Origin of the sequence: Pantoea sp. BS_8 (assembly GCF_041954965.1) — a bacterium.
In the GTDB taxonomy this organism is placed as follows: Bacteria; Pseudomonadota; Gammaproteobacteria; order Enterobacterales; family Enterobacteriaceae; genus Pantoea; species Pantoea stewartii.
On the sequence record NZ_JAVAXU010000003.1, the window covers coordinates 255993 to 272730 of the forward strand.

General features: G+C 54.7%; 13 protein-coding genes. 3 read left to right on the plus strand and 10 right to left on the minus strand.

Annotated elements, in window-relative coordinates; translation table 11 throughout:
- Positions 1-42 precede the first annotated feature (42 nt).
- Positions 43-1509, minus strand: coding sequence for an IMP dehydrogenase (gene guaB, locus RAC65_RS10085; RefSeq protein WP_033740877.1), 1467 nt, complete (start codon positions 1507-1509; stop codon positions 43-45).
- Positions 1510-1677: 168 nt separating this feature from the next.
- On the opposite strand from guaB, the gene xseA reads away from it, so the two are divergent.
- From xseA to RAC65_RS10100, 3 genes are read left to right on the plus strand one after another with little or no spacing between them, the layout of a single operon-like run.
- Positions 1678-3051, plus strand: coding sequence for an exodeoxyribonuclease VII large subunit (gene xseA, locus RAC65_RS10090; RefSeq protein ID WP_006120618.1), 1374 nt, complete (start codon positions 1678-1680; stop codon positions 3049-3051).
- A gap of 40 nt (positions 3052-3091) precedes the next feature.
- Entirely contained in the window at positions 3092-4105 is a 1014-nt protein-coding gene (locus tag RAC65_RS10095) for a M4 family metallopeptidase (protein WP_033740879.1), read from the plus strand.
- Complete coding sequence (locus RAC65_RS10100; protein WP_033740881.1) at positions 4102-4434, plus strand: protealysin inhibitor emfourin; 333 nt, start codon at positions 4102-4104, stop codon at positions 4432-4434. The genes RAC65_RS10095 and RAC65_RS10100 overlap by 4 nt, the downstream gene beginning before the upstream one ends.
- A gap of 138 nt (positions 4435-4572) precedes the next feature.
- On the opposite strand, the gene RAC65_RS10105 is transcribed toward RAC65_RS10100, so the two are convergent.
- The 9 genes from RAC65_RS10105 to RAC65_RS10145 form a co-directional block, all read right to left on the minus strand.
- The gene (locus RAC65_RS10105) at positions 4573-7014 is read right to left on the minus strand and encodes a glucose/quinate/shikimate family membrane-bound PQQ-dependent dehydrogenase (RefSeq protein WP_058707705.1); all 2442 of its coding nucleotides are present in this window, start codon (positions 7012-7014) and stop codon (positions 4573-4575) included.
- Positions 7015-7620: 606 nt separating this feature from the next.
- Positions 7621-9105 carry a ribosome biogenesis GTPase Der gene (gene der / locus RAC65_RS10110; RefSeq protein ID WP_006120621.1) on the minus strand — a complete coding sequence of 495 codons (1485 nt, stop codon included), beginning with the start codon at positions 9103-9105 and terminating at the stop codon, positions 7621-7623.
- 174 nt (positions 9106-9279) lie between these two features.
- Positions 9280-10461, minus strand: coding sequence for an outer membrane protein assembly factor BamB (gene bamB, locus RAC65_RS10115; protein WP_006120622.1), 1182 nt, complete (start codon positions 10459-10461; stop codon positions 9280-9282).
- A gap of 19 nt (positions 10462-10480) precedes the next feature.
- A complete protein-coding gene (locus RAC65_RS10120) occupies positions 10481-11098 on the minus strand; it encodes a YfgM family protein (protein ID WP_006120623.1) in 618 nt (205 codons plus the stop codon).
- A 38-nt stretch (positions 11099-11136) separates the two neighbouring features.
- Complete coding sequence (gene hisS, locus RAC65_RS10125; RefSeq protein WP_006120624.1) at positions 11137-12411, minus strand: histidine--tRNA ligase; 1275 nt, start codon at positions 12409-12411, stop codon at positions 11137-11139.
- A 105-nt stretch (positions 12412-12516) separates the two neighbouring features.
- Positions 12517-13638, minus strand: a complete 1122-nt coding sequence (ispG, locus tag RAC65_RS10130; protein WP_033740886.1) for a flavodoxin-dependent (E)-4-hydroxy-3-methylbut-2-enyl-diphosphate synthase — start codon at positions 13636-13638, stop codon at positions 12517-12519.
- Between the two features lie 39 nt (positions 13639-13677).
- Positions 13678-14694 (minus strand): cytoskeleton protein RodZ, encoded by a 1017-nt coding sequence (gene rodZ, locus RAC65_RS10135; protein WP_375096654.1) that lies wholly within the window; start codon positions 14692-14694, stop codon positions 13678-13680.
- Positions 14684-15415 carry a type IV pilus biogenesis/stability protein PilW gene (pilW, locus tag RAC65_RS10140; protein WP_033740890.1) on the minus strand — a complete coding sequence of 244 codons (732 nt, stop codon included), beginning with the start codon at positions 15413-15415 and terminating at the stop codon, positions 14684-14686. Before pilW ends, rodZ begins: the two co-directional genes overlap by 11 nt.
- 81 nt (positions 15416-15496) lie before the next feature.
- Positions 15497-16666: a bifunctional tRNA (adenosine(37)-C2)-methyltransferase TrmG/ribosomal RNA large subunit methyltransferase RlmN gene (locus RAC65_RS10145; RefSeq protein ID WP_033740892.1), complete on the minus strand. Its 1170-nt coding sequence runs from the start codon at positions 16664-16666 to the stop codon at positions 15497-15499.
- Between the last annotated feature and the right edge of the window lie 72 nt (positions 16667-16738).

Here is a 16738-nt window from a genome sequence, read left to right on the forward strand (position 1 = left end):
AGTAAAGCGCCCGGCTGTCGCCGGGCGGGAAATCTTGCGGGGTTATGAACCCATGCGGTAGTTCGGCGACTCTTTGGTGATGGTCACATCGTGCACGTGGCTCTCATTGATGCCCGCACCGCTGATACGGACGAATTCTGCTTTAGTGCGCAGATCGTCAATGGTCGGGCAACCGGTCAGACCCATACATGAACGCAGACCGCCCATTTGCTGATGCACGATCTCTTTCAGGCGGCCTTTATAGGCTACACGGCCTTCGATGCCTTCCGGCACCAGCTTGTCAGCGGCGTTGTCGGTCTGGAAATAACGGTCTGATGAACCTTTAGACATCGCACCCAGTGACCCCATCCCACGATAGGATTTAAAGGCACGGCCCTGGTAAAGTTCGATTTCACCCGGCGATTCTTCTGTACCTGCCAGCATAGAACCTACCATGACACAGGAAGCACCTGCCGCGATGGCTTTGGCGATATCACCTGAGAAACGGATACCGCCGTCAGCGATAACAGGGATGCCCGTGCCTTCCAGCGCCGCAACAGCGTCAGAAACGGCGGTGATCTGCGGAACACCGACACCGGTAACGATACGGGTCGTACAGATGGATCCCGGACCGATGCCCACTTTAACGGCGCTTACGCCCGCTTCAACCAGCGCCAGCGCACCTGCGCCAGTCGCCACGTTGCCGCCGACGATTTCGAGATCAGGGTATTTCGCGCGGGTTTCCCGGATGCGCTGCAGTACACCTTCAGAGTGGCCATGAGAAGAGTCGATCAGTAAGACGTCAACACCGGCAGCCACCAGTGCATCCACGCGCTCTTCGTTGCCCGCACCGGCACCGACAGCAGCACCCACACGCAGACGGCCCTGCGCATCTTTACAGGCATTAGGCTTACGTTCGGCTTTCTGGAAATCTTTTACGGTGATCATGCCCAGCAGATGGAAGCTGTCGTCCACGACCAGGGCTTTCTCGACGCGTTTTTCGTGCATTCTTTGCAGAACGACGTCGCGGGCTTCGCCTTCTTTCACCGTCACCAGACGCTCTTTCGGCGTCATCACGGCAGTGACAGGCTGGTTCAGATCGGTCACAAAGCGCACATCACGACCGGTGATGATGCCCACCAGTTCGTTTTTCGCGTTCACCACAGGGTAACCGGCAAAACCATTACGCTCGGTCAGCGCTTTAACTTCGGCCAGTGTAGTGGTGGGCAGTACGGTCTGTGGTTCGGTAACCACGCCGCTTTCATGTTTTTTGACTTTACGGACTTCGTCTGCCTGGCGTTCAATTGACATGTTTTTATGAATGAAGCCCAGACCGCCTTCCTGTGCCAGCGCAATCGCCAGGCCCGCTTCGGTCACGGTATCCATCGCAGCAGAAAGCATGGGAATGTTCAGGCGAATATTTTTGGTCAGTTGCGTGCTGAGGTCGGCCGTATTAGGCAGGACGGTGGAGTGAGCAGGAACGAGCAGGACGTCGTCGAAAGTGAGTGCTTCTTTAGCGATTCTTAACATGGCAATACTCCACCTCGGGTGCGTGAGAATAGATAAAATATTGCCGCGGCATTATACAGGGCGTAATCGATTGCCTCCACTAGTTTTTTAGAAAAAGTCTTGATCCGCGCAACAGGGCCTGTAGTATCGACTAATTAACCTACTGATTTGGAATTTGATCTTCGTCACATGTCGCTGCCACCGAACGCCAATATTTTTACCGTAAGTCGTCTCAATACCACAGTGCGTCAGCTGCTGGAAAATGAGATGGGCCTGGTGTGGCTGAGTGCCGAAATCTCTAATTTTACCCAGCCGGCTTCTGGCCACTGGTACTTCACGCTGAAAGATGATGGTGCACAGGTGCGCTGCGCGATGTTTCGTAACAGCAACCGTCGTGTGACCTTTCGCCCGCAACATGGTCAGCAGATCTTAGTTCGCGCCAATATCACGCTGTATGAGCCGCGCGGCGATTATCAGCTGATTATTGAAAGCATGCATCCCGCCGGTGAAGGCCTGCTCCAGCAGCAGTTCGAACAGTTGAAAGCAAAGCTGGCACAGGAAGGCCTGTTCGCACCAGAACATAAGAAGCCCTTGCCGCAACCGGCAAAGCAGGTCGGCGTCATAACGTCTGCTACCGGCGCGGCGCTGCACGATGTACTGCGCGTGCTTCACCGTCGCGATCCCTCACTACCGGTCGTGATTTATCCCACCGCCGTACAGGGCGTAGATGCGCCTGCCGCGATCGTACGTGCGATTGAAATCGCTAACCAGCGTGCAGAGTGCGACGTGTTAATCGTGGGACGCGGCGGCGGTTCGCTGGAAGATCTGTGGAGCTTTAATGACGAGCGCGTGGCGCGCGCTATCTTTGCCAGCCACATTCCCGTGGTCAGTGCTGTCGGGCATGAAACTGACGTCACGATTGCTGATTTTGTCGCTGACCTGCGCGCCCCAACGCCATCGGCTGCGGCCGAAATTGTCAGCCGTAATCAGCTTGAGCTGTTGCGTCAACTTCAGTCACAACAGCAGCGGCTGGAAATGGCAATGGATTACTATCTGGCGCGTCAGCAGCGTCTGTTCAGCCGTTTAGACCATCGCCTGCAGCAGCAACATCCGCAGTTGCGCCTCGCGCGCCAGCAGACCCTGCTGTTCCGGCTACAACAGCGCCTGGGCGATGCGATGGAAACACGGCTTCGCCACGCCAGCCGTCAGCAGGATCGCCTGGCACAGCGGCTGGCCCAACAGCAGCCACAAGAACGCCTGTATCAGGCACAAAAAAGTCTGCAGAACTGGCACTATCGTCTGCAGCAGGCCATGGAAAAAATGCTTAACCGCGATAAACAACGTTTTGGTCAGCTTGCCGCGCAACTGGAAGGCGTCAGCCCGCTCGCCACGCTGGCGCGGGGTTTCAGCGTTACGACGGATACCCATGGACAGGTCGTGAAAAAAACTGGTCAGTTGAATAAGGGCGATCGGTTACGCACCCGCCTTGATGATGGCTGGGTTGAAAGCCAGGTCACGCAACTTATTCCTGAAAAACCGAGACGAAAGAAAAGCATTTCTTAACTATACTTCTTGGTACATCCCTCATGCCAAGGAGTCTCAAATGGCTTTCAGCGTTATTCCTCCCTATATTCTTCGCAAGATTATCGATCACGGCACCGGCCACCAGCAGGAGCAGGCACGTCGTACACTGACCCATGTTCAGCACCTGATGGCTGAACACTGGAAAAAGACGGCAGCGCCAAAAACCACGCAGGCCGGGAAGATTGAGCGTGAAATCTATGATGCCAAAAACCAGGAAACATTACCTGGCACGCTGGTGCGTAAAGAAGGCCAGTCTTCAAATGGTGACGTTGCTGCCGACGAAGCCTGGAACTATCTTGGTGTCACACACGACTTTTTCTGGCAAATCTATAAACGAAATTCTCTGGATAATCACGGTCTGAAACTAGCTGGGACGGTTCACTACGGTGAGAAGTACCAAAACGCGTTCTGGAACGGTCAGCAAATGGTGTTTGGCGACGGTGATGGCGAAATCTTTAACCGCTTCACGATTGCGATTGATGTGGTGGCGCATGAGTTGTCGCACGGCGTCACAGAAACCGAAGCCGGTTTGATCTATTTTGAACAGGCCGGTGCGTTGAACGAGTCCATGTCTGATGTGTTTGGTTCGCTGGTGAAACAGTTTAGTCTGAAACAGACAGCCGATAAGGCCGACTGGATCATCGGTGAAGGGCTGCTGGCAAAAGGCATCAATGGTAAAGGTCTGCGGTCAATGTCACATCCCGGCACCGCTTACGATGACCCGATGCTGGGGAAAGATCCTCAGCCAGGCCACATGAAGGACTATATTAAAACACGTGAGGATAACGGCGGTGTGCACCTGAACTCCGGGATCCCTAATCGTGCCTTTTATCTGGCCGCAAAAGCCCTGGGCGGATATGCCTGGGAGCGAGCGGGTCAGGCGTGGTACGACACGCTGTGCGATAAAGATTTACATCAGGATGCTGACTTCAAAGCCTTTGCACAGCTCACCGTGCAGCATGGTAAAAAGCGCTTCGACACCACGGTGGCGAGCGCAATTGAACAAGCGTGGAAAGAGGTAGGCGTGTTATGAGTCAACTCCCCGAGCTCACCGATGACGCAACGATTGTGGTAACGCAAGAAGGCGGCTTTGCTTTTATTCCTGGCTTACGGAATGAGCGTCGATTTCCGTTGGGCGAACTTCCGCCTCCCGAAAAAGCGCACGTCTGTCAGGTACTGGAACGGGCGATGCCTTTGGGCGAACCCGAGGAAAAAGCAGCAGAGGTGGGACGCGGGGATCAACGTTACTTCCGCATCCAGATTCAATATGCCACGCGCCAGCAGTCCGGCACGGTCGTCATACTGGTTCCCGAGCAACAGGCGCCGCCAGAACTCAAGTCGCTGTTGCGCGACGGTAAGTAACAAAGCCGCCTTCTCAGAAGGCGGCTTCGGGTTTGCCCTGCGGCACGTCTTATGAACCCGCAGCTTATCCTGTCGGGAAAACGGGTTTTCCGTTACGCAAAAAAAAGGGCCACGATGGCCCTTTTGTTTTATCGTCGCTTATTTGCTGTCTGGCAGCGCATAAGCAATCACATAGTCACCACGATCCGGCGACTGGCGTGCGCCGCCGGCGGAAATCACGATGTACTGTTTACCGGTTTTCGGTGAGACATAACTCATCGGTCCACCCTGACTGCCGACAGGTAAACGGGCTTTCCAGACTTCTTTACCGGTGGCGCTATCGAACGCGCGCAGGTAGTAGTCCTGAGTACCGGCAATAAACACCAGTCCACCCTGCGTCGCCAGCGTACCGCCCAGCGTCGGCATGCCAATAGGCATTTTCGCGCGCATTTTGATGCCGAACGGACCGGTATCTTCTACCGTACCTACCGGCACCTGCCAGACGATTTTCTGGGTTTTCATGTCAATCGCAGACAGGGTACCAAACGGTGGCGCCTGACAAGGAATACCCAACGGTGACATAAAGCGGTTTTTGTTCACGGCATAAGGCGTGCCTTTCAACGGAACCGCGCCCATACCGGTATTGATGGCTTCCCCCCCGTTGCTGCCGCGTGAAATTTTGCTGGTATCAACCGGGATCATCTGTACCCACAATCCTAAACGCATGTCGTTAACAAACAACAGGTTGTTATTCGGATCGGTGGACATACTGCCCCAGTTCATCCCGCCCAGTGAACCCGGGAAACTCAGCGACTTATCAGTGCCAGGTACGGTAAACAGGCCGTTGTAGCGCATTGACTTAAACGCGATACGGCAGGCCAGCTGATCGAACGGGGTTGCGCCCCACATATCCGACTCTTTCAGCGTCTGATTACCAATCATCGGCATACCGGTCGAATGCGGCTGGGTTTTTGTATATTGCTCGTTCGGGATGTCACCCTGCGGCATCGGCAGCTCTTCAACCTTGGTGAGCGGCTTACCGGTCAGACGATCCAGCACAAAAATCATGCCGGTTTTACCGCCGATGACGACCGCAGGTTTGGTGCTGCCATCCTTCATCGGGAAGTCGATCAGGCTGGGCTGCATCGGCAGGTCAAAGTCCCACAGATCGTTATGAACGGTCTGATAAACCCACTTCTCTTTACCGGTTGTCGCGTCCAGCGCGAGTACCGAGGCTCCATATTTATGGTCCAGCGCGGTACGATTGGCTCCCCACAGGTCAACGGAGGAGCTGCCCATAGGAATGAACACGGTGTTCATGGCCGCATCGTACGACATCGGCGCCCAGGAGTTCGGCGTACTGCGCGTATAGTCCTTGCCAGGCATCAGGATGGCATTAGGATCGACATTGCCCGGGTCAAACGCCCAGCGCATTTTACCGGTGATCACATCAAAACCACGCAACACGCCGCCAGGCATGTCGGTTTTCACGTTATCCGCCACGCGGCCGCCCACGACCACCGTGGTTCCGGCAAGCGTTGGGGCTGAAGTCAGCTGATAAAGCGGATCCGGCGCATCACCTAAGCCCGCTTTCAGATCGACGATGCCATGGTTACCGAAGTCTTCACAGAATTCACCGTTGTCGGCGTTGATCGCAATCAGGCGCGCATCGATAGTATTCATCAGAATACGGCGCTGACAGCTGTCTCCTGCCGCCAGCGTTACGGCCGGTACTGGCGTTGAGCCGGGCTGCGTTGGCTGGTTCAGCGGTTTCGTCGCGTCGAAATAGGCCAGACCACGGCAGCGCGGCCAGACTTCAGCCTGTGCGTTGATTTCACGCTTCCAGATCTGCTTTCCACTGTCAGCTTCGACGGCGATGACATTATTGTGCGGCGTGCACAGGTAAAGTGTATTACCGACCTGCAACGGCGTTTCCTGATCTTCCGCACCGTTACCGGTTGGGCTTTCGGGAATGTCACCCGTACGGTAAGTCCAGGCAACCTGCAGATCCTTCACGTTGTCACGGGTAATCTGATCGAGCGCGACAAAACGGCTGCCGCCAGCGGTATTACCGTAGTTATCCCAGTTTTGCTGTTGCTTCGATTTCTCTACCGGAATCAGCGGCAGTTCAGGACCCGTTGCCGCCACGGTTGGATGCGGCTGGAACATCTGGACTAATGTAGCCACCATACCCACGGCGATGACGGCAGACAGCGCATAAGAGAGTTTTGCCAGCGAAGGTTTATTCTCGCGCTTGCGTAAGGCGGGCCAGGTAAGGAAGGCCAGAATCATTAAACCGGCGGGCACCATCAGGCGAGAAACCAGTGGCCAGAAGACCAGGCCAGCGTCCACCACCGCCCAGACCAGAGTCCCTAAAAATACCAGCAGGAAAAGCACAACCGCTGAGGATTTTGCCCGGAAAAACTGAATGGCTGACAGCACGATAACGATGCCCGCAACCAGGAAATACCAACTGCCGCCAAGCGTTGCGAGTTGTCCCCCGCCAACAGCAAAGAACAGGCCGGTTGCCAGTAGCACCAGCCCGAGCAGCACAGACCATATTCTCAATCCTTTACCGGATCGAGAGGATGTTTCAGCCATAACACTTACTCTCCTGATAAACAAAGTCCGCTCTTTCGCCCGCCGCTTTTCGCGCGTATCGCGGTTAACGTTGCAGGTTAATGAGACAGCGTTGTTTTAATTCCAATTAAATCAGACCTGCGTCCATGAAATGAATGATATGTTTCCGGAGGAAGCCAGAGCAGGCGATACTCCGTCATGACGCGGCGAAATTGTACCACCTGGTACGTTATGCAGTGAAGTTTTAAACCTGTTTGTTACTAAGCAATAGCATTTTCGCTACAAATTTTTACGCTGGATAAGGCCACGCCGATCCAGAGAGTAGCCCAGCGGACAACTAAAGTGATGTTTTGAGCTTTTAAGGGGACAAGGATGTACGTCAGTCGGTATCGGGAAAGTAAACCCGCATGCTGGAAGACGTCATCAGTCACCTCGCCTCAGTCACGTAAGGATTGATGACAATCGGGACAGACAGGCGCCCTGTGACAGCGGATATCCCATCCTGTGCAGTGGACCTTGCCGCTGTCGGGTACGAAATGCCCACAGTTCTGGCGCAGCGTTTTTCACCATTGTGTAAATAAGCACAATGCCAGGGCAAAAAAAGAGGGCCATCTGGCCCTCGATTAGTTAACGCTTATTTTTCTTCATGTGCGCCATCAGACGCTTACGCTTACGCTGTTGCGTTGGCGTTAACAGGTTACGCTTGCCTTCATACGGGTTTTCACCCTCTTTAAACTGAATGCGGATTGGCGTGCCCATTACGTTCAGAGAACGACGGAAATAGTTCATCAGGTAACGCTTGTAGGAGTCCGGTAAATCTTTCACCTGGTTGCCGTGAATCACCACAATCGGTGGGTTATAGCCACCCGCGTGGGCGTACTTCAGCTTAACGCGGCGACCACGCACCAGCGGTGGCTGATGGTCTTCTGCCGCCATGTTCATGATGCGCGTCAGCAGCGAGGTGTTTACACGCTTCGTTGAGCAGTCGTACGCTTCGGTTACCGATTCAAACAGGTTGCCTACACCGCTGCCATGCAGCGCAGAAATAAAGTGCACGCGCGCAAAGTCGATGAAGCCCAGACGGAAGTCCAGCGTCTCTTTGACTTCATCACGCACTTCCTGCGACAGACCATCCCACTTATTCACCACGATCACCAGTGAGCGGCCGCTGTTCAGGATAAAGCCGAGCAGTGACAAATCCTGATCGGAAATGCCGGCGCGCGCATCGATCACCAGCATTACCACGTTAGCGTCTTCAATCGCCTGCAGGGTTTTGATGACCGAGAATTTCTCCACCGTATCGGTGATTTTGCCGCGCTTACGCACCCCGGCGGTATCGATCAGCACATATTCACGATCGTCACGTTCCATCGGGATGTAGATACTGTCGCGCGTGGTGCCTGGCATGTCATAAACGACCACGCGATCTTCACCCAGAATGCGGTTAGTCAGCGTAGACTTACCGACGTTTGGACGTCCGACAATCGCCAGCTTGATCGGCAGTGTGGTCGGGTCGAAATCGTCCTCTTCTTCCTCTTCCTCACCGTTCTCTTCTGCGGCTAACGCGGCCCAGTAGGCTTCGTTTTCATCTTCTTCGGTGACTTCTACGGGATCAACCTTTTCCATCCACGGCAGCAGCGCCGTCTCCAGCAGGCTGGTCACACCACGGCCGTGGGACGCGGCGATAGCGTAAATCTCCCCCAGACCCAGTGAATAGAAATCCACAATCGCCTGATCCGGATCGAGCCCGTCCGTTTTATTCGCGACCAGGAATGTCGCTTTTTGACGTGCGCGCAGATGTTTTGCAATTTGCTGATCGGCGGGCATCATGCCTGCACGGGCATCCACCATAAACAGCACCACGTCGGCTTCTTCAATCGCCAGCAGCGACTGTTCCGCCATACGCGTTTCAACACCGTCTTCGGTGCCATCAATACCGCCGGTATCGATAACAATGAATTCGCGCCCTTCCACTTCGGCGCGACCATATTTGCGATCGCGAGTCAGTCCAGGAAAATCCGCTACCAGCGCATCTCGTGTGCGAGTTAAACGGTTAAACAGCGTAGATTTTCCCACATTGGGACGCCCAACCAGCGCGACCACAGGTACCATAACAATGCCTCAATAATGTATTAATTCGCCCGAATGGCGTGATTATAACGGCTTTAGCCGTTCAGTTCAGGCTTACGGCGCAAAGGATACCATGCCTGACTAAAAACGAAACGGCCCCTGATGAAATCAGGAGCCGCTGTGCCGGAAGGATAACCCTGCCTGACAACTTACCCGTTAGCGGGTAATGGCATAAACTTCACCATCTTTCGACTGAATCAGCAGCTTGTCGCTGGCGACAACAGGCTCAGTCTGGAAGCCCGAGCTGTCCAGTTTTTGCTGGGCAACAAAGCGGCCATCCGTGGTGTTCAGCCAGTGCAGGTAGCCTTCGCCGTCACCGACGACGATGTAGCCATTATACAGCACCGGTGAGGTCAGATTACGATGCAGCAGCTCGCTTTGACGCCAGATAGCGACACCGCCATCCGCATTCAGGGCAATCACACGATCGTCCTGATCTACCAGATAGATACGCCCGGCATCGACAATCAGATCTTTCACGCCGCCAATTTCACGTTTCCACAAAATCTGCCCTGAACGCAGATCCAGTGCGGAAAGGTTGCCATTGTACGCCAGCGCGTAAACCACACCATTTACAATGATCGGCGTGGTATCCACGTCGCTCAGGCGGTCGATTTCCGTCGCCCCGCTCGGCTGTGAAATACGCTGCTGCCAAATCAACTGGCCCTGATTCATGATCACGGCGCTGACGCGTCCGTTGTCGCCGCCCACAATCGCGCCACCAAAGGCAACTGACGGGGCTGATTCACCGCGCAGCGACAGCGCAGGCATGTCCAGGTTCACGGTCCACTTCACCGCCCCGGTCGCCTGATCCAGACCCTGCAACATACCGTTACTGGTATGAATCAGCACCAGGCCATCGCTGACCACAGGACGCGACAGCGCTTCGCCAGCCGCTTTGGCTTGCCATACAATCGAACCATCACTGGTGTTCAGGGCATAAACCTGACCGCGCTCACTGCCGATATACAGGCGATCGCCGCTGACGGTAATACCACCAGACAGCATGGCAGACAGGTTTTTAGAGAAGAAGCCGGTTTTCTCAGAGAGGTCGACTTTCCATTTTTCTTTGCCATCCGCTGCATCGAGCGCTTTTACGATACCAAAGCGGTCAGCCGCATAAACGGTGCCGTCTTGCCAGGTCGGATGCAGGTTGGAATAGAAATCGCCAATCCCGTCGCCCACGCCTGTACTCCATACTGTCTTCGGCGTGAACTGGTTTTCCACTTTCGGCAATGGGGCCATTTTCACTACATCTTCTTCGCCGCTGAACAGCGAGCAACCGCTGAGCAGGGTGACTGAAATCAGCCCCGGCAGCAGGTATTTACGTAATTCCATGCGCTCTCTCTTGACTGGCTTAGCTTAAGTTATTCATCTTCATCTGCATCATTTGCTTCAGCGCCGGAGACGCGTCAGATTCGACGCCTTTACTCCATGCATCGCGCGCGCCCTGCTTATCGCCTTTGCTCAGCAGCGCTTCGCCGCGGATGTCAGCCACAATGGCTGTCCAGCCATCACCCTTCACACCGTCAAGGGTTTTAAGTGCCGCATCAGCCTGATTCTGTTGCAGTTGAATGCGTGCCAGGCGCAGGTTAATTACCGCCTGCAGATTGGCATCTTTGGTGTCTTTTAATCCGTTTTGCAGCAGGCTCTCGGCCTTGTCCAGCTGATTGCTGTCGACATACTGCTTCGCCAGATCCAGCGCCGCCAGGGCACCATAAGTGTTGCTGTTTTCGCGGGCAAACGTGTTAACGGCTTCCAGCGTTTCAGGCTTGCTGACCTGCATGGCGCTGGTGAGTTTCTGGTACTCAGCCGACACGGTTTTAGCAGAGTCCTGCTCATGGCTCGACCAGTAACGCCAGCCACCTAATGCAGCAATACCGATAACCACACCAATGGCTAATGCTTTACCGTTGTTGGCGAAAAAGCGACGCAGCGCATCAACCTGTTCGTTCTCATTGCTATACACTTCCACGCAATCCCTCTCCTTTCAATGGTTGTGCCATAACGCGCTTACTGTAACAGCGTGCGCAGTGCAGCCGCAGCATCCGCCTGCGCCAGCGTTTGCTGTTCGCCATTGCGCAGATCTTTGATCACGACCTGGCCGGCTTTCTGTTCATCTTCACCCAGCACCAGCGCCACGCGAGCGCCCCACTTATCTGCGCGTGCAAATTGCTTCTTGAAGTTCCCGCCGCCGAAGTTAGTCATCAGCTTCATGTCGGGCAGCTGATCACGCAATTTTTCGGCCAGCTGCATTGCCGCTGACTGAACGCCCTGACCTGAGGCGATAACATAGACATCGACATTACGCGCGGGTTCAAATTCTGGGTTCACCGCCTGCACTAACAACACCAGACGCTCCATGCCCATGGCAAAACCGACACCTGGCGTCGCACGTCCGCCCAGTTGTTCGACCAGGCCATCGTAACGTCCGCCGCCGCACACGGTGCCCTGCGAGCCAAGGCTGTCGGTGACCCATTCAATCACCGTGCGGTTGTAATAATCGAGCCCACGTACCAGGCGCTGATTCACCGTGTAAGCGATACCGGCATCATCTAACAGCGCGCGCAGGCCATCGAAGTGGGCACGTGATTCTTCATCGAGGAAGTCACCAAGCTGAGGCGCATCGTTCAGCAGCGTCTGAATATCCGGGTTTTTACTGTCAAGCACGCGCATTGGGTTGCTGTACATGCGGCGTTTGCAGTCCTCGTCCAGCGCCTCTTTATGCTGTTCCAGAAAGGCAACCAGCGCCTCGCGGTAACTGGCGCGCGCGTCAAGTGAACCGATAGAGTTCAGTTCAAGGCGCACATGGTCGGCGATACCTAACGCTTTCCACCAGCGGGCGTTCAGCATAATCAGCTCGGCATCAATATCCGGCCCCTGCAGGCCAAAGACTTCCACACCAATCTGGTGGAACTGGCGATAGCGCCCTTTTTGCGGACGCTCGTAGCGAAACATAGGGCCCATGTACCACAGGCGCTGTTCCTGATTGTAAAGCAAGCCGTGTTCGATACCGGCACGCACGCAGCCTGCCGTCCCTTCCGGACGAAGCGTCAGGCTTTCGCCATTACGATCGTCAAAGGTGTACATCTCTTTTTCAACCACATCGGTGACTTCACCGATTGCACGTTTGAACAGGGGAGTTTGCTCTACAATAGGTAAGCGAATTTCGCTGTAACCATAACTCGCCAGCACGGACTTCAGGACATCTTCAACTCGTTGCCAGATGGCCGTATCCGCAGGCAGAAAATCGTTCATCCCGCGAATCGCTTGAATATTCTTCGCCACGTTAAAATCTCTTAATGCAAAAAAACCTGTCCGGCATCATACCTCATGAGGATGAAACCGCACAGGCTCAGCTAAAAAAGTCGTGCATGCCGTACGCGCAAAGGATTATTTTTCCAGTTGCTGTACGTCGATACGACGGGTTTCATCCAGCATCGCCGCTTTGGCGCGAATGCGTGCTTCCAGTTGATCGATCATATTGTCATTGTCGAGACGATCACGCTGACGGACACCGTCTTCGTAGAAACCGCTTTTCTTGTTGCTGCCGGTCACGCCCAGCGTAGACACTGTCGCTTCGCCCGGGCCATTCACCACACAGCCAATGATAGAGACATCCATCGGCGTGATAATGTCTTCCAGTCGCTGCTCCAGCGCGTTTACCGTGCCAATCACGTCAAACTCCTGACGAGAACAGGTCGGGCAGGCAATAAAGTTAATGCCGCGTGAACGGATACGCAGCGACTTCAGGATATCAAAGCCCACTTTGACTTCTTCTACCGGGTCAGCGGCCAGCGAGATACGCAGTGTGTCGCCGATGCCTTCTGAAAGCAGTAACCCCAGACCAATGGCGGATTTTACTGCCCCCGCGCGTGCGCCGCCCGCTTCGGTGATCCCCAGGTGCAGCGGCTGCTCAATTTGTTTGGCCAGCAGACGATAGGACTCAACGGCCAGGAACACATCCGAGGCTTTTACGCTGACTTTAAACTGATCGAAGTTGAGGCGATCCAGATGATCGACATGACGCATGGCCGATTCCAGCAGGGCCTGCGGCGTAGGTTCGCCGTATTTTTCCTGCAGATCTTTTTCCAGCGATCCGGCGTTAACCCCGATGCGAATGGGAATATTTTTATCGCGGGCACAGTCAACAACAGAGCGGATACGCTCGTTGTTACCAATGTTGCCGGGGTTGATGCGCAGGCAATCCACACCGTACTCCGCCACTTTCAGCGCGATACGGTAGTCAAAATGGATATCGGCGACCAGCGGGACATTGACCTGCTGCTTAATCAGTTTAAACGCTTCGGCGGCATCCATCGTGGGCACCGACACGCGAACGATATCCACCCCCACGCGCTCAAGGGCTTTGATCTGACTGACCGTCGCGGCCACATCGGTGGTGCGGGTGTTCGTCATTGACTGAACGGCGATGGGCGCACCATCGCCAATCGGCACCTGGCCGACGTAAATACGTTTGGACTTACGGCGGATAATGGGTGCTTGGTTATGCATATTTCTTCTCCACAATTGCCCGGAACACGCGTTACGCTGTTATTGCGCACCCAACGTCAGGCGAGCAACCTGGTTATTACGGATAAAGCGACTTAAATCAACGGGTTTATTCTGATATTCGACATGAACAGCTGCCGGCGCACCAATTTTCAGACGATACGGGGCCGTTCCTGACAGGCTCAGTTTACCGCCACTGCGCTGAATACCGCTAAACAGTTTTTTGCCCGTCGCATCGCTGACTTCCAGCCAGCAATCAGCCGTGAAAGTCATCACCACCGCATTCGGATCGGCGGCAGGTTCGCTGACGGCCGCTGCGCCCACAGGCATGGGCTGCGTAGCGTTCGGCGACGTCGGTGCGGTAGTGTTCTCTACGGGTGCCTGACTGGGTGAAACCACGGCATTGTTCTCTGCCGAAGAGGAGGTGGCTGCATTTGCGTTGTCGTTTTCAGCGGGCGTGCTGGCCGCTGTGCCGCTGTTAGCAGGAGCAGAGGTCGCCGCGCTGTTTCCACTGGTTAACGGCACGCTGGTACTGTTATCCGCTGGCGCGGAGGACGAACCACTGTTTTGCCCTAAGGGAATCGACTGGCTGTTGTCACCGCTGCTGCCATTTTGATCGGCCATCGACACCAGTTCATCCTGAGAGGCTTTATGGTTTTGCCACCACCAGGCCCCCGTCAGACCAACGACAACAAAGACCACCAGCCAAGTGAAGATCATTAACCAGCCGTCCCGCTTCTTGCGGCGTTTACCCAATGAGAAGCTTTGCATCGGTTCGATTTTGGCTGCCCGCACTGGCGTCTGTTTTGCCATCATCGGCAGCAGTTCCTCTTCAGGAATATGCACCAGACGCGCATAGGAACGAATATAACCGCGCAGGAAGGTAGAGGCTAAATCCGCAGGTGACTTGTCTTCTTCAATATCACGCACGGTAGAAAGTTTAAGGCACAGGCGTTCAGCGACATTTTGCTGCGTAAGTCCCATTTGCTCACGGGCGATACGCAGGCGGGCACCTGTGGAATGAACTGCAGAATTTTCTTGAGTGGCTTCAGTATTCATTAGCTAAATAACGCTGGTACTGTATCGATTGCGGAAAACGTCGCGCTAACTGGTCGCCATAACGTGAAACGTCTGCGTGATTTCCCTGTTGCGCGGCGAAACGTATGTGTAACGCCAGGCTGCGTGCCGTCTCCGGCAGCGGCTGGTAAAGCTCTAACAATAGCGCCAGGTTAGCCCATTGGTCATGTTCGACCGCTCTTTCAGCTTCAGCCAGCAGCGATTCTCCCTTACTTCTGTCCGCATCACGCGCATAAGACAATGCTGCTCGCGCTGACTGTCTGTCCCCTGCCCGCAGATAACAATATCCCGACAGTTCGTACGCATCGATGCGGGCGTCTCCTTCCTGCGCATCTTTTGCCCGGATAAACTGTTGATGCGCTTCATCATACTGCCCTAAAGTGCAAAGAAACGCACCGTAATTGTTAGCGATGTAACCATTATATGGGGCAATTTGCTGCGCCTGTAAAAAATGAAGATGCGCAGCAGAAGTTTGCCCTTGACGCTGAGCGAGCCTGGCAAAGGCCAGCTGCACCCGATAATCCTTTGGCGCTGCCGCCTGCGCGCGAAGGAAATTACGGCGCGCCGCACTGTAATCGTTTACGGCAAGGTAATGCATACCCAGCTGTAAACGCAATTCTGCGGCCCCGGGTTGCGACGGTGAACTGACACAACCGCTTACAACAAAAACGGCCAGTAGCCGCGCACCTGCTCCTTTGCGCATAAGGTTTCCTCCCTGTCATCCGTGTGGTGAGCAGCAGCCTGCCACGCCGGTAACCGATCAGAAACCCTGTTCGTCCGCCTTTCAGATCGCCTTCACAGATATGGCTTCACCGGCCATCTTCTTACGCAGGGTACGTTTGGTGCGGTCGATAACTTCACCCGCCAGCTGACCACAGGCGGCATCAATATCGTCCCCGCGGGTTTTACGCACAATGGTGGTAAAGCCATAGTCCATTAGCACCTTAGCGAAGCGGTCAATGCGGCTGTTTGAGCTACGACCATAAGGTGCGCCCGGGAAGGGGTTCCAGGGGATCAGGTTAATTTTGCACGGCGTTTCTTTGAGCAGTGCCGCCAGCTCATGCGCATCATCGGTGCTGTCGTTCACGTGGTCCAGCAGCACATACTCAATCGTGACACGTCCCTGGTTGGCGTTGGATTTACCAATATAGCGTTTGACTGCCGCCAGGAAGGTTTCGATGTTGTACTTCTTGTTAATCGGCACGATGTCATCGCGCAGTTTATCATTGGGCGCATGCAGCGAGATAGCCAGCGCCACGTCAATCATGTCACCCAGCTTGTCGAGAGCCGGAACCACGCCCGAGGTCGACAGCGTCACACGGCGTTTTGATAAACCGAAACCGAAATCATCCAGCATGATTTCCATTGCCGGGACGACGTTATTCAGGTTGAGCAGAGGTTCGCCCATGCCCATCATCACGACGTTAGTGATAGGACGCTGGCCGGTCAGTTTGGCTGCACCGACAATTTTTGCCGCACGCCAGACCTGGCCGATAATTTCGGAGACGCGCAGATTGCGGTTAAAGCCCTGTTGCGCCGTTGAGCAGAATTTACATTCCAGTGCACAGCCCACCTGGGAGGACACGCACAACGTGGCACGGTCGCCTTCCGGGATATATACCGTTTCCACCAGTTGATCGCCCACGCGAATAGCCCACTTAATGGTGCCGTCCGTTGAACGCATCTCTTCGGCCACTTCCGGCGCGCGAATTTCGGTGAGTTCCATTAAGCGGTTACGCAGCTTTTTATTGATGTCGGTCATCTGCTCGAAATCGTCGCAGCAGTAGTGGTAAATCCACTTCATCACCTGATCGGCACGGAACGGTTTTTCACCCAGGGACACAAAGAATTCGCGCATCTGCTGACGGTTAAGATCCAGCAGGTTAATTTTTTGGCTTTTGGGCGAAACGGAAAGCGGTGAGGTGGACGCGGGCGTCACAATCTGTTCGGACATAGTGTTCTCTGGCCTCGTTGTTACACGTTATGGCGCGGTTGGGAAAAGAAAAAATTACGCCTTCACTAAGCT